Origin of the sequence: Bradyrhizobium sp. 1(2017) (genome assembly GCF_011602485.2) — a bacterium.
In the GTDB taxonomy this organism is placed as follows: domain Bacteria; phylum Pseudomonadota; class Alphaproteobacteria; order Rhizobiales; family Xanthobacteraceae; genus Bradyrhizobium.
This window is the reverse complement of record NZ_CP050022.2, coordinates 59,743-77,718: the sequence shown is the minus strand read 5'-3', so window position 1 is coordinate 77,718 and position 17,976 is coordinate 59,743. Positions and strand designations below refer to the sequence as shown.

General features: G+C 64.4%; 17 protein-coding genes. 7 read left to right on the top strand and 10 right to left on the bottom strand.

Annotated elements, in window-relative coordinates:
* Positions 1–41 precede the first annotated feature (41 nt).
* Positions 42–1,523 carry an aldehyde dehydrogenase gene (locus HAP40_RS00335; RefSeq protein WP_166811821.1) on the bottom strand — a complete coding sequence of 494 codons (1,482 nt, stop codon included), beginning with the start codon at positions 1,521–1,523 and terminating at the stop codon, positions 42–44.
* Between the two features lie 254 nt (positions 1,524–1,777).
* Positions 1,778–3,136, bottom strand: a complete 1,359-nt coding sequence (locus HAP40_RS00330) for a peptidoglycan-binding protein (RefSeq protein ID WP_166811823.1) — start codon at positions 3,134–3,136, stop codon at positions 1,778–1,780.
* Between the two features lie 123 nt (positions 3,137–3,259).
* On the opposite strand from HAP40_RS00330, the gene HAP40_RS00325 reads away from it, so the two are divergent.
* The gene (locus HAP40_RS00325; protein ID WP_166811825.1) at positions 3,260–4,063 is read left to right on the top strand and encodes a HesA/MoeB/ThiF family protein; all 804 of its coding nucleotides are present in this window, start codon (positions 3,260–3,262) and stop codon (positions 4,061–4,063) included.
* 10 nt (positions 4,064–4,073) lie between these two features.
* Here HAP40_RS00325 and HAP40_RS00320 read toward each other — a convergent pair whose 3' ends face one another.
* Positions 4,074–5,081, bottom strand: coding sequence for an aldo/keto reductase (locus HAP40_RS00320; protein ID WP_166811827.1), 1,008 nt, complete (start codon positions 5,079–5,081; stop codon positions 4,074–4,076).
* A gap of 116 nt (positions 5,082–5,197) precedes the next feature.
* Between HAP40_RS00320 and HAP40_RS00315 the strand changes: the two genes are divergently transcribed.
* Complete coding sequence (locus tag HAP40_RS00315) at positions 5,198–6,109, top strand: LysR family transcriptional regulator (RefSeq protein ID WP_166811828.1); 912 nt, start codon at positions 5,198–5,200, stop codon at positions 6,107–6,109.
* Here HAP40_RS00315 and HAP40_RS00310 read toward each other — a convergent pair.
* Positions 6,106–7,107 carry a 2-hydroxyacid dehydrogenase gene (locus HAP40_RS00310; RefSeq protein WP_166811830.1) on the bottom strand — a complete coding sequence of 334 codons (1,002 nt, stop codon included), beginning with the start codon at positions 7,105–7,107 and terminating at the stop codon, positions 6,106–6,108. The genes HAP40_RS00315 and HAP40_RS00310 overlap by 4 nt on opposite strands.
* Before the next feature lie 323 nt (positions 7,108–7,430).
* Between HAP40_RS00310 and HAP40_RS00305 the strand changes: the two genes are divergently transcribed.
* Positions 7,431–7,961, top strand: a complete 531-nt coding sequence (locus HAP40_RS00305) for an SH3 domain-containing protein (protein WP_166811832.1) — start codon at positions 7,431–7,433, stop codon at positions 7,959–7,961.
* Between the two features lie 156 nt (positions 7,962–8,117).
* On the opposite strand, the gene irrA is transcribed toward HAP40_RS00305, so the two are convergent.
* On the bottom strand, positions 8,118–8,609 hold the full coding sequence (gene irrA, locus HAP40_RS00300) for an iron response transcriptional regulator IrrA (protein ID WP_027546833.1): 492 nt from the start codon (positions 8,607–8,609) through the stop codon (positions 8,118–8,120).
* Between the two features lie 356 nt (positions 8,610–8,965).
* On the opposite strand from irrA, the gene fabA reads away from it, so the two are divergent.
* The 3 genes from fabA (at position 8,966) to fabI (ending at position 11,672) form a co-directional block, all read left to right on the top strand.
* A complete protein-coding gene (gene fabA, locus HAP40_RS00295) occupies positions 8,966–9,487 on the top strand; it encodes a 3-hydroxyacyl-[acyl-carrier-protein] dehydratase FabA (protein WP_166811834.1) in 522 nt (173 codons plus the stop codon).
* Between the two features lie 39 nt (positions 9,488–9,526).
* Complete coding sequence (fabB, locus tag HAP40_RS00290; protein ID WP_166811836.1) at positions 9,527–10,750, top strand: beta-ketoacyl-ACP synthase I; 1,224 nt, start codon at positions 9,527–9,529, stop codon at positions 10,748–10,750.
* Positions 10,751–10,871: 121 nt separating this feature from the next.
* Complete coding sequence (gene fabI / locus HAP40_RS00285; RefSeq protein WP_166811838.1) at positions 10,872–11,672, top strand: enoyl-ACP reductase FabI; 801 nt, start codon at positions 10,872–10,874, stop codon at positions 11,670–11,672.
* On the opposite strand, the gene HAP40_RS00280 is transcribed toward fabI, so the two are convergent.
* From HAP40_RS00280 to HAP40_RS00260, 5 genes are all read right to left on the bottom strand, one after another.
* Positions 11,669–12,265 carry a glutathione S-transferase family protein gene (locus tag HAP40_RS00280; RefSeq protein WP_166811840.1) on the bottom strand — a complete coding sequence of 199 codons (597 nt, stop codon included), beginning with the start codon at positions 12,263–12,265 and terminating at the stop codon, positions 11,669–11,671. The two genes, fabI and HAP40_RS00280, sit on opposite strands and share 4 nt — an antisense overlap.
* 114 nt (positions 12,266–12,379) lie before the next feature.
* Positions 12,380–13,258: a hypothetical protein gene (locus tag HAP40_RS00275; RefSeq protein WP_246741202.1), complete on the bottom strand. Its 879-nt coding sequence runs from the start codon at positions 13,256–13,258 to the stop codon at positions 12,380–12,382.
* A 72-nt stretch (positions 13,259–13,330) separates the two neighbouring features.
* Entirely contained in the window at positions 13,331–14,164 is an 834-nt protein-coding gene (locus HAP40_RS00270; protein ID WP_246741203.1) for a hypothetical protein, read from the bottom strand.
* A gap of 91 nt (positions 14,165–14,255) precedes the next feature.
* Entirely contained in the window at positions 14,256–14,720 is a 465-nt protein-coding gene (locus tag HAP40_RS00265; protein ID WP_166811842.1) for a GNAT family N-acetyltransferase, read from the bottom strand.
* Between the two features lie 6 nt (positions 14,721–14,726).
* On the bottom strand, positions 14,727–15,653 hold the full coding sequence (locus tag HAP40_RS00260; protein ID WP_166811844.1) for a hydrogen peroxide-inducible genes activator: 927 nt from the start codon (positions 15,651–15,653) through the stop codon (positions 14,727–14,729).
* Positions 15,654–15,766: 113 nt separating this feature from the next.
* Here HAP40_RS00260 and katG point away from each other — a divergent pair, with 113 nt between their 5' ends.
* The gene (katG, locus tag HAP40_RS00255) at positions 15,767–17,932 is read left to right on the top strand and encodes a catalase/peroxidase HPI (protein WP_166811846.1); all 2,166 of its coding nucleotides are present in this window, start codon (positions 15,767–15,769) and stop codon (positions 17,930–17,932) included.
* The last annotated feature ends 44 nt before the right edge of the window (positions 17,933–17,976 follow it).

Here is a 17,976-nt window from a genome sequence, read left to right as displayed (position 1 = left end):
CGTGCCCGACAGCAGCGCAGCGCGAAGGATGGCTGCAGGCCCTAACGCATCACGAACGGATTGGCCGGCACGTCCGTCGCAGTCGAGATCCAGACGCTCTTGGTTTCCTGATACTCACGCACCGCGTCGATGCCGCTCTCGCGGCCGACACCGGAATGCTTCATGCCGCCGAACGGCATCATGTAGCTGATGGCGCGATAGGTGTTCACCCATACCGTCCCGGCGCGCAGTTGCTTCGGCACGCGGATGGCGCGCGCGAGGTCGCGGGTCCAGATGCCGGCGGCAAGGCCATAGATCGTGTCGTTGGCGATACGGATGGCGTCCTCTTCATTGTCGAAGGCGATGATCGAAAGAACCGGCCCGAACACCTCCTCACGCGCGATCCGCATCGTGTTGTCGACGTCGGTGAAGATGGTCGGCTCGACGAACTGGCCGCCGATGATGCCTGCACCGGAGGCCGGCTTGCCACCGAGCAGGCAGCGCGCGCCTTCAGCCTTTGCAATGTCGATATAGTCGAGGATCTTCTTGTATTGCGCGGGCGTCGTGACGGGACCGATATTCGTATCCGCTTGCATGGGATTGCCGATCTTGGCGGAGCGTGCGAGCTCCAGCAGGCGATCCACGAACTTGTCCTTGATCGAGCGCTGCACGAGCAGGCGGGAGCCTGCGATGCAGGTCTGGCCCGTTGCCGCGAAGATGCCGGAGACGGCACCGGCGGCAGCCGCGGCGAGATCGGCGTCCTCGAAGACGATGTTCGGTGACTTGCCGCCGAGCTCGAGCGACACTCGCTTCAGGCTGCGCGCCGCGGTCTCGTAGACCCGCGCGCCTGTTGTGTCCGAGCCGGTGAAGGTGATCTTGGCGACGCCGGGGTGCGAGATAAGCTCGCTGCCGATCTCGGGTCCGAAGCCGGTAACGACATTGAAGATGCCGTCGGGAATACCCGCTTCCTTCGTCAGCGCAGCGAATTCAAGCGTGCTGGCCGAAGTGAATTCCGATGGCTTGACGACAACGGCGCAGCCGGCGGCGAGCGCTGCGGCGCATTTCCATGCGACAAAGAGCAGCGGCGAGTTCCAGGCGGTCAGCGCAGCGACGACGCCCACCGGCTCATGCGTCGTGTAGGCAAAGGTGTCGGCTTTGTCGATCGGCACGAGGCCGCCTTCCAGCTTGTCGACCAGCCCGCCAAAATACCACCACCATTCCGGATGGTAGCGGAGTTGGCCCAGCATCTCGGCCATCAGCTTGCCATTGTCGCGCACCTCGATCTCGGCGAGACGCTCGGCATTCGCAGCGACGAGGTCGCCGAGCTTGCGCATCACCTTGCCGCGAGCTGATGCCGTCATCTTCGCCCACGGGCCGCGCCACATGGCTTCATTGGCGGCCTTCACGGCCTTGTCGGCGTCGGCAGCGGATCCACGCGGAATTTTTGCCCAGGGCTTACCCTGATAGGGATCGACCGAGTCGAACCACTCGGCATTGGCGGGGTCGACATATTGGCCGTTGATGTAGAGCTGATAGGTTTTCATGGGGTCCTCCCGACCGGACGCATTATGATTGTGGCTGGTTGGAAGATTATCACGGTGTCCATGGCTTCGTTGCGGCGAAGCCACTCACTAGAGGTGCGGCTGCTCTGCGCTTGCCGCGCCTGCCAATTCTCCTACAACTCCCGTGTCCGGACGCGCTGCAACGCGCAGGGTTGCCGCGCAGAACCGGGACCCATGTCGCCCCAAATTCGATGCGCGGAGTCTTCCGGGCACCAAAGTCGCATTTGCCGCTTGAGCTATTTCCGCACGCAGATCACGCGCACGACGGCCGCCTTTGCGTCCACCGAAGTGCCATTCGCCGTGACACCGTTCGCCTTGAGGAAGTCGCGCACGGTCTCCGCCGAAACCATCAGCGCCTGTGACGTCGGCGCCGAGGTCGCGGGCCCAGCGAGCATCGCCGGCTTCAGCAGCGCGATCCCTGCGAACTTGCCGTCGGCGCCGATGGCCGGGCTGCCGGAGAAGCCGACCGCCGGCGGTGGCGACAGCGCGGAATTACTGCTCGTCACCGGCGTCAGCGCCGCCTTGAGGCTCGAGACGCCGGCCGCGCCGCCCTGGCTCTGCGGATCGGCGATACCGACGACGTCGACATCCGCCTTCGCTGCACCGCCGCCAAGGCTGAGCGGCTTCAGGCCGCGTGCGCCGTAGATGTGCAGAAGCGCAAGATCGTGCTGCTTGCTCTCGCCGACACGGTCGGCGTTGCCGTAGCCGGCGATCGTGATCGCGAGACAGCCATCGGTGAGGAGGCGGTCGGTGACGATCGCGCCGTCGTCGCTGACGACGATGCCGGTGCCGTATTCGACGGTCTTGCGCGGCGGCGGCCCTGCCTGCGGCCCCGACGGGAACGCGTTGAACGCGCTCGACATCGCAATCACCACCGGCTCGACCGTGTTCTCGGTCGCCTGGTCGTAGAGGATCGTCATGGTGCGGACTTCGTCGCCCTTGAAGGAGCCGCGCACGTAGAATTTCTTGAGGCCCTGCAATCCCGACAGTACGAAGAAGTCGGGCTTGACCACGGCGTAGTCGACCTTGCGGCCGGACGGCTCCTTCTCCAACTCGGCGAGCTTGGCCGAACTCGGGTTCGCCTCCTTGCGGCGGCTGAGGAGCACCTGCACCGTGCCGTTCGGCGAGGTCCATTTCGAGCCGTTGGCGTCGCTCGCCTGCTGCGGCACCAGCTTGCCGGGAATGCCGAGCCGCGCGCCGCTGGTCGGCTCCGTCACGATCTTCCAGCCGACGCTCTCCTGCTTCTTGCGTGCCGCCTCGGCGAGCGCGGCGCGCTCTTGCGGATTGAGCACGCCGGTCGGCTTGCCGCCCTTGGCCTTCTGATACTCCTTGATGGCGTTGACCATGCGCTCGCTGACGTCGCCGGTGATGGCGCCGTTGTACTGGCCGACCCAGGCGAGGTCGGACTGGAGCGACAGCCGCTCGGCCTTTGCCATGGCATCGGCCGTCGCCGACGGCGTCTGCATTGCGGGAGGCTTGACCGGAACGGTCTGGACCGTTTTCGGGGTGGTACCGGGGATTTGTGGCGCCGTCATCTGAGCCTGCGCGCCTGTGGCAGCCGCAAACATCAGTGTTGCCGCAAGCATCGATCTCATGACAAATCCAGCCAGCCCATTGAACGCCATGCCATGGAAGCACATCTCGTTGGTCGCGAACAATGTTGAGGTGGTTCAGGTGATGCCCCTCATCCTGCGGAGAGGGATCTGGAAGAACGGACGATGCTGAGCCCGGACGAACTCGAACGTTATGCCCGCCATATCGTCCTGCGCGATGTCGGCGGTCCCGGCCAGGCTGCGCTGAAGCGGGCTTCGGTGCTGGTGATCGGCGCCGGCGGGCTCGGCGCGCCCGCTTTGATGTATCTGGCGGCCGCCGGCATCGGCACGCTCGGCGTGGTCGATGACGACGTGGTGTCGCTGTCCAATCTGCAGCGCCAGGTGATCCATACGACGCCCGATATCGGGCGGCACAAGGTGGAGAGCGCGGCCGAGCGGATCGCGGCGCTCAATCCGCATGTCCGCTTCGTCGGTCATGCCACCTGGCTCAACGCCGACAATGCGCTCGGCATGATCGGCGATTACGACCTCGTGCTCGACGGCTCCGACAATTTCTCGACGCGCTATCTGGTCTCGGACGCCTGCTTCTTCGCGAAGCGGCCGCTGATCACGGCAGCGCTCGGCACCTTCGACGGCTCGCTCACGACCATCCGCGCGCACGAGGCGAACGAAGCGGGCGAGTTCAATCCGACCTATCGCTGCCTGTTTCCGGAGGCGCCGCCGCCCGGCACGGTGCCGGCCTGCGCGGAGGCCGGCGTCATGGGTGCGCTCGCCGGTGTGCTCGGCTCGATGATGGCGCTGGAGGCGATCCGCGAGATCGTCGGATTCGGCGACGGCCTGGTCGGCCGCCTGCTGATGATCGATGCGCGCGCGATGCGCTTCGAGACCCTGCGCTATTCGCGCGATCCGGCCAATCCGCTCAACGGCGATGGGCCCGTGATCACCGATCTCAGCGCCCATCGCACCTGATCGAAGCCCGTTACCTGCTGGCCGGCTTCTCGCTGTCGAGATGCGCCATCTGTTCGGCCGCATAGCGCGTGCCGGCTGCAACGTTCGGCGGAAAGGCTTTTGCCAGCGCGGCAAGATGAGCCTGCGTCAACGTGACCTTGGCCGCGCCGAGTGCTTCGGTGAGACGGTTGCGGGTTCTCGCCCCGACCAGCGGCACGATCTCGTGGCCCTGCGCCGCCACCCAGGCGATTGCGACCTGCGCCGGCGTTGCGCCGATCTCGGTGGCGATCGCACGCAGGGAGTCCGCCAGCGCGAGATTGGCGTCGAGATTTGCACCCTGGAAGCGCGGCGTCATCAGGCGGTAGTCCTTGCCGGCCTTGCCGCTGTCCCTGGTCCAGTGCCCGCTGATCAGCCCGCGCGCGAGCACGCCATAGGCGGTGATCCCGATGCCGAGTTCGCGGCAGGTCTTGAGGATGTCGCGCTCGATGCCACGCTCGATCAGTGAATATTCGATCTGGAGATCGGCGATCGAATGCACGGCGTGCGCGCGGCGGATGGTGTCGGAGCCGACCTCGGACAGGCCGATATGCCTGACATAGCCGGCCTTCACGAGATCGGCGAGGCCGCCGATGGTCTCCTCGATGGGCACGTTGGGGTCGAGCCGCGCCGGGCGGTAGATGTCGATGTAGTCGGTGCCGAGACGCTGCAGCGAGTAGGCGAGGAAATTCCTTGTCGCGGCTGGCCTTGTGTCCATTCCGGCGAATTCGCCGGCCGGGCCGCGCAGTGCGCCGAACTTGACGCTGATCTGCACCTTGTTGCGCGCGACGTCCTTCAGGGCCTCGCGGACCAGCATCTCGTTGTGGCCCATGGCGTAGAAGTCGCCGGTATCCAGCAAGGTCATGCCGGCATCGAGCGCTGCATGCACCGTGCCGATGGCCTCGCCGCGATCGGCATGGCCGTAGACCTCCGACATGCCCATGCAGCCGAGGCCGAGGGCCGAGACGGTGGGGCCGGTTGAACCGAGTTTGCGCTGTTCCATGGAGGCTCTCCTCAAAAAGGCGGCGGATGGCGCCGCGTGACGAGGGCTGATATGCGCCTGCTCGATTGCGCCGATAAGCTGGACAATCCAGAACGACTTGTTCATTATTTCGAACAATGGCCGAGCCCGACCTGCGCGATCTCGATCTTTTCGTGGCGGTTGCCCGCACCCGCAATTTCCGGCGTGCGGCGCAGGATATTCGCGTGTCGGTGTCCAGCCTGAGCCAGCGCCTGCGGGACCTCGAGGAGCGTCTCGGCGTCCGTCTGATGAACCGCACCACCCGCAGCGTCGCCCTCACCGAGGCGGGCGAATTGCTGTTGTCGCGGGTGGCGCCGGCGCTGCGGGATGTCGGCGACGCCCTGGATCAGGTGCGCGGCCTGCGCGAGGTCGCCTCGGGCCGCCTGCGCATCAACGCGCCGCCGCCGGCGGTCGACCTGGTTCTTGCGCCGATGGTCGGGCCGTTCCTTCGCGAGCATCCGCAGGTCGATCTCGACATCGTCTCCGAAAGCGGCTTCGTCGACATCGTGAGCGGGGGCTACGATGCCGGCGTACGCTACGGCGAGCATCTCGCGCAGGACATGGTCGCCATCCCCCTGAGCGGCCCGCAGCGCTATGTCGTCGTCGCATCGCCCGATTACATCGCGCGCCGCGGTAGGCCGGAGCATCCGAAGGATCTGCTCGACCATGATTGCATCCGCGCCCGCTACTCGAGCGGCGTCATGCACGATCTCGAGTTCGAGAAGAACGGCCAGGTCGTGAAGGTCGATCCTCCGGCCAAGCTGATCTCCACCAATATGAGTCTTGCCATGCGGGCCGCGCTCGACGGCGCCGGCATCTGGGCAACGCTCGATGGCTATGTCGGCGACGCTCTCGAATCCGGCGCGCTGGTCAGCCTGATGAAGGATTGGTGCGAGCCATTTCCCGGACCGTTCCTGTACTATCCAAGCCGTCGGCAGACGCCGCCGGCGCTGCGCGCCTTCATCGATTTCGTCGCAGGTTGGCGCAAGCGCGGCACGGATAGACCCTAGAGCATGCTCGGCAGCACGCGATCCGGCGGCTTGTGCGCGTCGAGGAAGGTGCGGATGTTGATGATCACCTTCTCGCCCATCTCGACGCGGCCTTCGATGGTGGCAGAGCCCATATGCGGCAGCAGCGTGACCTTGCCGGCCTTGGCGAGCCGCACCAGCTTCGGGTTGACCGCGGGCTCATGCTCGTAGACGTCGAGCCCGGCGCCGCCGATCTCGCCGCCTTCGATCAGCTTGATCAGCGTGTCCTCGTCGGTGACCCCGCCGCGCGCGGTGTTGACGATGTAGGCGTCCTTGCGGATCAGCCTCAGCCGCCGCGCCGAAAGCAGATGATAGGTCGCCGGCGTGTGCGGACAGTTCACCGAGATGATGTCCATCCGCGCCAGCATCTGGTCGAGGCTTTCCCAATACGTCGCGCCCAGCTCTTCGGCGATGACAGGGGCGACCGGGCGGCGGTTGTGATAGTGGATCTGCAGGCCGAAGGCGCGGGCGCGGCGCGCCACCGCCTGGCCGATGCGGCCCATGCCGATGATGCCGAGCCGTTTGCCGCCGATGCGGTGGCCGAGCATCCAGGTCGGCGACCAGCCCGCCCAGGGTTTCCCCTCAGTCAGGATCGAGGCGCCTTCGATCATCCGGCGCGGGACCGCGAGGATCAGCGCCATGGTCATGTCGGCGGTGTCTTCGGTTAGAACTTTTGGCGTGTTGGTGACGGTGATGCCGCGGGCATGCGCGGCCTCGACGTCGATATTGTCGACGCCGTTGCCGAAATTGGCGATCAGGCGGAGCTTGCAGTCGGGCTGGTTCACGACCGCGGCGCTGATGTGGTCCGTCACGGTCGGAACCAGCACGTCGGCAGTGCGCGCGGCCTCGGCGATCTGCTCGGCCGACATCGGGGTGTCGTCGAGATTGATCCGCGCGTCGAACAGCTCGCGCATCCGCGTCTCGATCGAATCCGGCAGCTTGCGCGTCACCACGACGAGGGGCTTTTTCTTCACCGACATGTCCTGCTCTCATGAGGCGTTGCGAGCCGCCTTTGTCGCCAAAGGCGGGCCGTTGAGGCCTCATTAACCCGGTTGTTCGACACTGCCCTTGCCGTGTCCGTCCCCGGCGTTTCCTTCAAGCTCTCCCGATATTTCCGGCCGGAAAATCGGGGCAAATTGGTTGTTCAAGCGTCCGTCCTCTCTAGCAGAAGGCCGGGCCAAGACAAGAACCACGGGTCAGCTTGGTGGAACACCCGCGTGGGGCGGGACAGGGGGACGCGGCAGGGTTTTGGATTTGGGGTGAGGACCCGGCTTGCGCGGGGTCTTCGACAGGAGACGGGTTGATGGCGTTGGGGCGTTTTTGTTCGGTGATGGCGCTCGTTTGCACCTGGTTGAGCGCCTCGGTCAGCCCCTCGCATTCGGCGAAGGACAACACGACCCAGAGCGCCAGCGGGTTGCCGGTGCCGCGCTATGTCAGTCTCAAGTCGGATCACGTCAACGTTCGCGCCGGCCCGACCAAGGACAACGACGTGGCCTGGGTCTATACCCGCGCCGGCCTGCCGGTCGAAATCACCGCCGAATTCGAGAATTGGCGCCGGGTGCGCGATTCCGAAGGCGCCGAGGGTTGGGTCTATCACTCGTTGCTGTCAGGCCGCCGCACCGCGGTCGTCACCATGAAGCACAAGGACGACCTCGCGCCGATCTATGACCGTGCCGATCCCGACAGCGCGGTTGCGGCCAAGCTCCAGGCCGGTGTCGTCACGCAGGTGAAGAAGTGCACTGCAAGCTGGTGCTACGTCACCGGCAACGGCTTTGAAGGCTGGATCCAGCAGGAGCGCCTCTGGGGCGTCTATTCGGACGAGAAGGTGAATTGACGCCGCAGGCGTCATCCCGGGGCGATGCACAGCATCGAGCCCGGGATCTCGAGATTCCGGGTCTGGTGCTGGCGCGCCATCCCGGAATGACGGTGCAAACGACAATGGCCGGGACACGCCCGGCCATGACGGCAAATTCAGCGATGTAGGACGATCTCAGCGCTTCTTGCGCAGGCGCACGACCATGTCGATGCGGGAGATCTCATAACCCTCGGGCACCTCGGGCATCTTGGACAGCGCCAGATGCGGATCCTCGATGTCGACCAGCTCGTGGCTGTTCTCGAGGTAATAGTGGTGGTGGGTCGTGACGTTGGTGTCGAAATAGGTCTTGGTGCCGTCGACGCTGACCTGGCGGAGCAGGCCGGCATCGGTAAGCTGGTTCAGCGTGTTGTAGACGGTCGCCAGCGATACCGGAACCTTGGCCAGCGTGGCTTCCTCGTAGAGCATTTCGGCCGTGAGGTGGCGTGCACCCTTGCCGAACAGGAGCCAGCCAAGCGCCATGCGCTGGCGCGTCGGCCGGAGCCCCGCGGACTGGAGCATTTCGTTGACGTCGTGCCAGGGGCAGCCGGTCAGCGCCGGCTGGCGGCCGGACAGGAGGGCCGCGGCGTGGACGTCGTCGTCGTGATGGGGCGCTGTATTCTCGCTCATTTCCAGATTTCGGGCACGCGTGAACAATATCTCTTTGCAATATAAGAACAGAAAGATGCAGATGCAAGTTTCTCGCAACTAGAGAGGTTCTAATCAGACTTGGAACCGGGCGAGGAAGCCGTCATTTTACCTTCATGGATGCGCTTTGCCACCCGAAATGGCCTGTGTTAGAGAGCGCGCGGTTCCGCATAGCCGATTTCTGCGCAGCCGCGGGCCATCGAGGGCCTGCCCGCAGTCCATTCGGGGCTTGCGGGAGCAGCACTCGGCGGTGGCGGTTGGCGTTGCTTTCCGATTGAGACGGGACCCATTTTCGCCAAAAAACGTCGCTCAATCGGGATTTGAACGGAGGCTCGTGCATGCTGAACAGGCGCAACGGTTACGAATACGAAGATCTGCTGGCATGTGCCCGTGGCGAGATGTTCGGTCCGGGCAATGCCCAGCTGCCGCTGCCGCCCATGCTGATGTTCGACCGCATCACGGAAATTAACGACAAAGGCGGAGAGTTCGGCAAAGGGCTCGTGCGCGCCGAGCTCGACGTGAAGCCCGACCTCTGGTTCTTCGGTTGCCACTTCAAGAACGATCCCGTCATGCCCGGCTGCCTCGGCCTCGATGCCCTATGGCAGATGGTCGGGTTTTATCTGGGCTGGGTCGGGGGCGAAGGTCGCGGCCGCGCGCTCGGCCTCAGCGAGCTGAAGTTCGGCGGCCAGGTGCTGCCCGAGGCCCGCAAGGTTGTGTACAACATCGATATCAAACGCGTGATGCGTTCAAAGCTGGTGCTCGGCATCGCCGACGGGTGGCTTTCGGTCGATGACCAGATTATTTATCGCGCGAAGGATCTGAAGGTCGGCCTGTTCAAGCAGGGCACGAGCCTGAGCTGAGCGCATCACCAAGAAGACAACGATTGAGGCGAGGCTGTCATGAGGCGGGTTGTGGTCACCGGGATGGGCATCGTCTCATCGATCGGAAACAACACCCAGGAGGTGCTTGCGAGCCTTCACGAGGCGAAGTCGGGCATTTCGCGGGCTGAGAAATATGCCGAGCTCGGCTTCCGTTCGCAGGTCGCGGGTGAACCGACGCTCGATCCTTCGACGGTGGTCGACCGCCGCGCGATGCGTTTCCTCGGCCAGGGCGCCGCGTGGAATCACGTTGCGATGGAGCAGGCGATCCAGGATTCCGGCCTCTCGCCTGATGAAGTGTCCGATATCCGCACCGGCATCATCATGGGCTCCGGCGGCCCCTCGGCGCGCACCATCGTCGAATCCGCCGACATCACCCGCACCAAGGGACCGAAGCGCGTCGGCCCGTTTGCAGTGCCGAAAGCGATGTCCTCGACGGCCTCCGCAACGCTTGCGACCTGGTTCAAGATCAAGGGCGTGAACTATTCGATCTCGTCGGCCTGCGCGACGTCGAACCATTGCGTCGGCAACGCCTACGAGACGATCCAGATCGGCAAGCAGGACATCATCTTCGCCGGCGGCTGCGAGGAGCTGGACTGGTCGCTCTCGGTGCTGTTCGACGCCATGGGCGCGATGTCCTCGAAATACAACGACACGCCCGCCACGGCCTCGCGGCCCTACGACGTCAATCGCGACGGCTTCGTCATCGCCGGCGGCGCCGGCGTGCTGGTGCTGGAAGAGCTCGAGCATGCCAAGGCGCGCGGCGCGCGCATCTATGGCGAGATCGTCGGCTATGGCGCGACCTCGGACGGTCACGACATGGTCGCGCCGTCGGGTGAGGGCGCCGAGCGCTGCATGCGCATGGCGATGTCGACGGTGAAGACCAGGGTCGATTACATCAATCCGCACGCGACCTCGACGCCCGCCGGCGATCCGCCGGAGATCGAGGCGATCCGAAGAGTGTTCGGCGTCGGCGAGAAGTGCCCGCCGATCTCGGCGACCAAGGCCCTGACCGGACACTCGCTGGGCGCGACCGGCGTGCAGGAAGCGATCTATTCGCTGCTGATGATGAACAATGGCTTCATCTGCGAGAGCGCGCACATCCAGGAGCTCGATCCCGTGTTCGCCGACATGCCGATCGTGCGCAAGCGCATCGACAACGTCAAGATCGGCACCGTGCTGTCGAACTCTTTCGGCTTCGGCGGCACCAACGCCACGCTGGTGTTCAGCCGGCTGGATGTGTGAGGCCGCTGCCGTCGCATCGTTGATTTTCTCGTCATGGCCGGGCTAGTCCCGGCCATCCACGTCTTGGCTCGGACTCTGAAGGGCGTGGACGTCCAGCACGAAAGCGGAAGGTGATCGCGAGATGGAAGGTTTGATGAAAGGCAAGCGCGGTCTGATCATGGGCATCGCCAATGATCATTCGATCGCCTGGGGCATGGCGAAGACGCTGCATGCCCACGGCGCCGAGCTTGCCGTCACCTTCCAGGGCGAGGCCCTGGGCAAACGCGTCAAGCCACTGGCGGAGCAGCTCGGCGTCGATCTGGTGCTGCCGTGCGACGTCGAGGACATCGCCAGCGTCGATGCGACCTTCGCGGCGCTCCGCGAGACATGGGGCAAGCTCGACTTCGTGATCCATGCGATCGGCTTCGCCGACAAGAACGAGCTGAAGGGCCGCTACGCCGACACCAGCCGCGAGAATTTTTCGCGCACCATGGTGATCTCCTGCTTCTCGTTCACGGAGGTCGCAAAACGCGCGGCCGAGCTGATGACGGAGGGCGGCAGCATGATCACGCTGACCTTCGGGGCCTCGGAGCGCGCGATGCCGAACTACAACGTGATGGGCGTGGCCAAGGCGGCGCTGGAAGCTTCGGTGCGCTATCTCGCCTCCGATTTCGGTCCGCGTGGCATCCGCGTCAACGCGATCTCCGCCGGGCCCATCCGTACGCTCGCCGGCTCCGGCATCGGCGAGGCGCGCGCGATGTTCGCCTTCATGCAGAAGCACGCGCCGCTGCGCCGCGGCGTCACGCTGGACGAGCTCGGCGGCTCGGCGCTGTATCTGCTGTCGGACCTTTCCGGCGGCGTCACCGGCGAGATCCATTACGTCGATTCCGGCTACAACGTCATCCTGATGCCGAGGCCGGACGACCTCAAGGCATCGGACTAGCCCGCCGCGATCTTTTCCGCGCGCTGGAATGCCGGCCGCGCCATGCAGCGAGCGATATAGGCATCGAAGGCCGGGCGCGACGGCACCATCTTGAACAGGCGCACCGCGAAGTTCAGGCCCGAGCCGATCGTGATGTCGGCGGCGGAAAATTTCTCGCCGAGAATCCACGGCCCTTTGGCGAGTGCCGCCTCCAGCACGTCGAAGACCTGCGTCGCGCTGCCCCAAGCCGCCGTCGAACTCGGCACCTCAATTTTAGTGAAGATTTGGATGATCGCGGGCTCAATGCAGCTCGGCGAGAAGAACAACCATTGCAGATAGCGGGCGCGGAGCGGATCGACGAAATCAGGCGCGAGCCTCGTCTCCGGATAACGGTCGGCGATATAGGCGCAGATCGCAGCGGCTTCGCCGAGCGCGGCGTCGCCGTCGCTGAGCGCCGGCACTTTGCCCATCGGGTTGACCTTGAGAAAGTCCGGCGCTTTTTGCGCGCCGGTCGAGATGTCGGTCAGCACACGCTCATAGGGAAGGCCGCTCTCCTCCATCAGCCAGAGCGCCGAGAACGAACGCGAGCGAGGCGACCAGTAGAGCTTGATCATGGCGGGACCTTTCGTCGGCGGAAGGCCAACAGCGCGCAATTCATGCCGCGTTTGTCGCGTCTCCGCAACGCACTACGCCTAGGCAGAAGTCAAGCGGCGTGAACGACATGTGGGTCAACGCTCTTTGGCGTCGCTTTGACGCACGGCTGGTCGAACCCCGAGCAAAAGCGGCAGCGTCTTGTCGAGGCTTTCGGTCAGCATGGCGCGCACACCGTCGCGCAGTGCGGGATTGTCGGCGGCATCTTCAGGGCGCGTTGGAAACGATTCTGCGGGTAATTCGCGATAGGGACCGCCGATTTGCCTGCCTAGAAGCCTCTGCACCATCAGGGAATGATGCACGTTGATCAGCGCAGAGCTCTGTCTGACAACGGAGAAGTCGCGCCCGTCAAAGATGCGGATAAACGCCAGGGCATAAAGATAGATGCGACGCCCTAGCACGACATCCTGGTTGAGAATGCCGAAACCGCGGACCGTATAGCTCGATGACCCGATAGGGCTGATCGAATTGAGGATCTGGATGTAATGCCGGCAATTCGTTCCTTTCGCGACCTCGCGCATGTATCCGGCCAGCTCCGCGTTGAGATCGCGGAACAGCCGGTCCTTCAATGTGTCCTTGGACTCATCGCGGGGAGGAAATTTCGCTGGGTTGTAGGGGATTCGCAGAACGGACACGCCGGCAGGGATCGCGGCGCGAGTCCGCGCGAAGATCAGATCGTTGAGCCCCCAGCCTGGGATCGGGATCACCATCGTCTTGTTCTGGAATACGGTGAGGCCGGTCGTCAGCACGGTGAACTCATCGCCGGCGGTGACGACGATACCGAAGTCGCACGAGCCGCCGGTCATGGGAGCGGGCTTGCCCGTTGCTTCACGCCGCGTGGTTATCTTGCCATTGGCTTGTTTGACGGTTGGTCGTGCCGTCTCCGATTGGGTTTGTGCCTGCGCCTGAGTTGAAAAGCACCACAGGATGATCGTGATGACGAGCAGCCGGGTCATGATGCTGAATGCGGCTGTGTTCGCAGGCGCAGCCAAACTTGATCCTTTGGCGTGTCGCGTCGGCAAAGGCGCTCACTCTTCCTTCAAATAGCCGGGGAGGTTCCGGTCGAGCCTTTCTGCGACGAGCGCGCGCGTTCTCTCGCGCAGCGCCGCGTTGGTCGAAGCTGTCTCGGGCGGATCGGGGAACAGCGAGTTGTCGAGCTTGGTGATCGGGTCTTCGAACAGACGCATATTTGCGGCGAGGTTCGCGCCGATATCCGTAAGGGGGCGCTTGATCTGTTCGTAGCTGCGGCCGTCAATCAGCGTGATCGCAACATTGGCGAATAGGTGCGAGTGCCGAATGATGTTGCCGAGCCCCTGATTGTAGGTGCCGATGCCGTTCAGCGTCATGTTCGAGTTCGGCAGCTTCGTCTTGTATGTGGTTGCGACGAGATAGCGATCGCAATTCGTATTCGCGGTGAAGCCCTTTACGATCACCGGCAGACTCTCTTTGGGGTCCGGGATGAAGATCGCCTTCGCATGATAGAAGGGCTCGAAGGCGCCCTTGGGATAAGCGATCCTGCGCACCGAGGAATCGTTGTTCGTTGCCGCACGCACGCGCGCGAAGACGAGATCATCGAGGCCCCAGTCTATCGGGACCTCGTTCGCTTCGGCCTCGAAGATCGTCACGCCGAACTTCTGTACGGAATAATGCTCTCCGATCACCGAGATCACGCCGAGACGGCACGGACCGCTGTTCATCGGCTCGGCCGGTTTGACTGCCGCAGCCTTCGGCTTCGTCGCCGCCTTCTTGACGGCCGGCTTTGCGGGAGGCGTGGGTGGCGCGGTGGCTGCAGGAGGAGTTTGAGCTGCTGCCAGAGCGAGGGAGGACAGCAGAACGATCGCGGAAGCAGCAAATCGAATCATGGATTCCAGGGCATCAGCAGCGGAAGAATATCGGGCACGCCACGCTAGATTGGGATCGTGACAACCGCAAGCTGCATCAAGCAGTCGTTGCCTATTCGGCCGACTGCTGACGGTGCCACCGGTAATACTTCATCACGAAGCCGTTCGACGGCTCGACCTCTTCCTTCTCGAACACAAATCCCTCGCGCTCGTACCAGCGCCATGCCTTTTCGTTCTCGCGCACGCAGCGCAGGTACATCTCATCCGGCATTTGCGTGCGCGTGAAGGCGAGCAGCTTCCGTCCGAGCGATCGCCCCTGATAGGGGGGCGCCACGAAAAGCATGTCGAGATAGAGCTTTGGCAGATGCAGCGCCAGCATGGCAGCGATCGCGCCGCTGTCGTCGGCGACGAACAGGCTCCAGCCGTTCTCGATCTCGCGCCGGATGCGCGCACGCAGATTGGCCAGCAGGAAGTCGCTCGCCTCGGCAAGTCCTGTCGAGACCCAGCTTTCCATCCAGACGCGGCCGACCTCGTCATATTCGTCCGCGCGGGCGGGGCGGATGGTGGGACGTGACATGAGGCCTCAAGCCCGTTGGTTGCGCGCGGCCTGACGCGGTCGCGCCTTGCCGGCCGACAGGCACACCACCTCGGAGATTTGCAGCAGCTGCCGCGCCAGCGGGCTGGTCTTGCGCCAGACCATGCCGATGGTGCGGGAGGGCTCGGGGTCGCGAAAGCGCGCCAGCGAGACCGACGCCGATCGCGTCTCCACCGGCACCGCCATCTCCGGGATCAGCGTGACGCCGATGCCGGCGCTGACCATCTGGACCAGCGTCGAGAGCGAATTGGCGTCCAGCATCTCGCGCGGCGGCGCCGCTTGCATGTTGCAAAAAGAGAGCGCCTGGTCGCGGAAGCAGTGCCCCTCTTCGAGTAGCAACAGCCGCATCTCGCGCATCATCTCGCGCGACGGCACGGGGGTGCCTTCGTCCGAGCCTGGCCGCACCAGCAAGAACTTTTCCTCGAACAGTGCGACCTCGGTGAGCGAGGGCTCGGACACCGGCAGCGCCACGATGGCGGTGTCGAGCCGGCCCTCGACGAGTTCCTGGATCAGGCGGGGGGTCATGGTCTCACGCACGCGGATGTCGAGCTCCGGATGCATGCGCGTGAGGTTCTTGGTGATCTTGGGCAGGAGGTAGGGCGCAATCGTCGGGATCATGCCGATGCGCAGGCGGCCGGCGAAGCGGTCTTGTGACGCCCGGGCGAAATCGCCGAGCTCATCGACCGAGCGCAAGATGTCGCGGACGCGTTGTGCGAGTTCCTCACCGAACCGGGTCAGCGCAACCTGCCGCGCGCTGCGCTCCAGCAGCAGGCCGCCGAGGGTTTCCTCCAACTCCTTGATCTGCATCGACAAGGCCGGCTGCGAGATCGAACAGGACTCGGCCGCCCGGCCGAAATGGCCGTGACGAGCCAGCGCGTCGAAATAGCGGAGCTGGCGCAGCGTCAGGTTTATCATCAGAAAATCCTATCGCAGCGATCATTAAAGTCAACTTCACCTGATAGGTGGCGTTGCTTAGAGTGGTTCTACCTGGTCAAAGGCGCCGTCGGACGCCACCAGAGGAGGTAATCATGGATGACACTTCGAAGTGCCCGTTTACGGGCGGAAAACCCACGCGGGTGAACCGCGACTGGTGGCCAACCCAGCTCAGCATCGAGATGCTGCACAAGAATTCCGACCTGTCCGATCCCATGGGCAAGGAGTTCGACTACGCCAAGGAGTTCAAGTCGCTCGACCTGAACGCGGTCATCAAGGACCTGACCGCGCTGATGACGGATTCGCAGGAATGGTGGCCGGCTGATTTCGGCCATTACGGCGGCCTGATGATCCGCATGGCCTGGCACAGCGCGGGCACCTATCGCACCACCGACGGCCGCGGCGGCGCCGGCGCCGGTCAGCAGCGGTTTGCTCCGCTCAACAGCTGGCCTGACAACGCCAACCTCGACAAGGCGCGCCGTCTGCTCTGGCCGATCAAGCAGAAATATGGCCGCAAGCTGTCCTGGGCCGATTTGATGGTGCTCGCCGGCAACGTCGCGCTGGAATCGATGGGCTTCAAGACCTTCGGCTTTGCGGGTGGCCGCGCCGACGTCTGGGAGCCGGAAGAGCTCTATTGGGGCCCGGAAGGCACCTGGCTGGGCGATGAGCGCTACAGCGGTGAGCGCCAGCTCGCCGAGCCGCTCGGCGCCGTGCAGATGGGCCTCATCTACGTCAATCCGGAAGGTCCGAACGGCAAGCCGGATCCGGTCGCAGCGGCGAAGGACATCCGCGAGACGTTCGCCCGCATGGCGATGAACGACGAAGAGACCGTCGCGTTGATCGCGGGCGGCCACTCGTTCGGCAAGACCCATGGCGCCGGTGATCCCTCGTTGGTCGGCCCGGAGCCGGAAGCCGGCGCGCTGGAAGATCAGGGCCTCGGCTGGAAGAGCAAGCACGCCTCGGGCCTCGCCGGTGATTCCATCACCAGCGGTCTCGAAGTGACGTGGACGGCGACGCCGACCAAGTGGAGCAACAACTTCTTCGAGAACCTGTTCAACTACGAATGGGAGCTGACGAAGAGCCCGGGCGGTGCGAACCAGTGGACGGCCAAGGGCGCCGACGCGATCATCCCCGATGCCTTCGACAAGTCGAAGAAGCACCGGCCGACGATGCTGACGACCGATCTCTCGCTGCGCTTCGATCCCGCCTATGAGAAGATCTCGCGTCGCTTCCTGGAGAACCCGGCCCAGTTCGCGGACGCCTTCGCCCGCGCCTGGTTCAAGCTCACCCATCGCGACATGGGTCCGATCCAGCGCTATCTCGGCCCGCTGGTGCCGAAGGAGACGCTGATCTGGCAGGATCCGATTCCGGCCGTGAATCACGAGCTGGTCAGCGATCAGGACATCGCCGCGCTGAAGACCAAGATCCTGGCTTCGGGTCTGTCGGTGTCCGAGCTGGTCTCGACCGCCTGGGCGTCGGCCTCGACGTTCCGCGGCTCGGACAAGCGCGGTGGCGCCAACGGCGCGCGCATCCGTCTTGCCCCGCAGAAGGATTGGGAGGTGAACCAGCCGGCTCAGCTCTCCAAGGTCCTCGGCAAGCTCGAAGCGATCCAGAAGGACTTCAACGCGTCGTCAGGCGCCAAGAAAGTCTCGCTCGCCGACCTCATCGTCCTCGGCGGGTCTGCCGCGGTCGAGAAGGCCGCGAAGGACGGCGGCGTCGACGTCAAGGTGGCCTTCACGCCGGGCCGCATGGATGCCTCCCAGGAGCAGACCGACGCGGCATCCTTCGCGCCGCTCGAGCCGCGTGCCGATGGTTTCCGCAACTACATCGGCAAGCGGCATCAGTTCCTGCAGCAGGAAGAGGCGCTGGTCGATCGTGCGCAGCTTCTGAGGCTGACCGGTCCGGAGATGACGGTGCTGGTCGGCGGTCTGCGCGTGCTCGGTGCGAACGCGAACGGGTCGAAGCACGGCGTCTTCACGTCGAAGGCGGGCACGCTGAGCAACGACTACTTCGTCAACCTGCTCGCGATGAGCACGCAGTGGACGCCGGCGGCCGACGGCACCTATGAGGCCCGCGACCGCAAGACCAATGCGGTGAAGTGGACCGGCACGCGCTCCGACCTGATCTTCGGCGCGCACTCGCAGCTCCGCGCCTTCGCCGAAGTCTATGCCACCTCGGATTCCAGGGAGAAGTTCGTCAAGGATTTCGCCAAGGCCTGGACCAAGGTGATGAACCTCGACCGGTACGACATCGCGGCGTGATCCCGATCAGCAGGCGATAGATAAAAGGGCGGCCGAGAGGCCGC

What these genes read in the sequence shown, in the direction of transcription:
- HAP40_RS00335 (WP_166811821.1), bottom strand. Translation starts at nt 1,523, where the DNA reads ATGAAAACCTATCAGCTCTACATCAACGGCCAATATGTCGACCCCGCC.
- katG (WP_166811846.1), top strand. Translation starts at nt 15,767, where the DNA reads ATGGATGACACTTCGAAGTGCCCGTTTACGGGCGGAAAACCCACGCGG.
- HAP40_RS00275 (WP_246741202.1), bottom strand. Translation starts at nt 13,258, where the DNA reads ATGACCCGGCTGCTCGTCATCACGATCATCCTGTGGTGCTTTTCAACT.
- HAP40_RS00320 (WP_166811827.1), bottom strand. Translation starts at nt 5,081, where the DNA reads ATGGAACAGCGCAAACTCGGTTCAACCGGCCCCACCGTCTCGGCCCTC.
- HAP40_RS00270 (WP_246741203.1), bottom strand. Translation starts at nt 14,164, where the DNA reads ATGATTCGATTTGCTGCTTCCGCGATCGTTCTGCTGTCCTCCCTCGCT.
- HAP40_RS00310 (WP_166811830.1), bottom strand. Translation starts at nt 7,107, where the DNA reads ATGTCGGTGAAGAAAAAGCCCCTCGTCGTGGTGACGCGCAAGCTGCCG.
- fabB (WP_166811836.1), top strand. Translation starts at nt 9,527, where the DNA reads ATGAGGCGGGTTGTGGTCACCGGGATGGGCATCGTCTCATCGATCGGA.
- fabI (WP_166811838.1), top strand. Translation starts at nt 10,872, where the DNA reads ATGGAAGGTTTGATGAAAGGCAAGCGCGGTCTGATCATGGGCATCGCC.
- HAP40_RS00315 (WP_166811828.1), top strand. Translation starts at nt 5,198, where the DNA reads ATGGCCGAGCCCGACCTGCGCGATCTCGATCTTTTCGTGGCGGTTGCC.
- HAP40_RS00260 (WP_166811844.1), bottom strand. Translation starts at nt 15,653, where the DNA reads ATGATAAACCTGACGCTGCGCCAGCTCCGCTATTTCGACGCGCTGGCT.
- HAP40_RS00305 (WP_166811832.1), top strand. Translation starts at nt 7,431, where the DNA reads ATGGCGTTGGGGCGTTTTTGTTCGGTGATGGCGCTCGTTTGCACCTGG.
- HAP40_RS00280 (WP_166811840.1), bottom strand. Translation starts at nt 12,265, where the DNA reads ATGATCAAGCTCTACTGGTCGCCTCGCTCGCGTTCGTTCTCGGCGCTC.
- irrA (WP_027546833.1), bottom strand. Translation starts at nt 8,609, where the DNA reads ATGAGCGAGAATACAGCGCCCCATCACGACGACGACGTCCACGCCGCG.
- HAP40_RS00330 (WP_166811823.1), bottom strand. Translation starts at nt 3,136, where the DNA reads ATGAGATCGATGCTTGCGGCAACACTGATGTTTGCGGCTGCCACAGGC.
- fabA (WP_166811834.1), top strand. Translation starts at nt 8,966, where the DNA reads ATGCTGAACAGGCGCAACGGTTACGAATACGAAGATCTGCTGGCATGT.
- HAP40_RS00325 (WP_166811825.1), top strand. Translation starts at nt 3,260, where the DNA reads ATGCTGAGCCCGGACGAACTCGAACGTTATGCCCGCCATATCGTCCTG.
- HAP40_RS00265 (WP_166811842.1), bottom strand. Translation starts at nt 14,720, where the DNA reads ATGTCACGTCCCACCATCCGCCCCGCCCGCGCGGACGAATATGACGAG.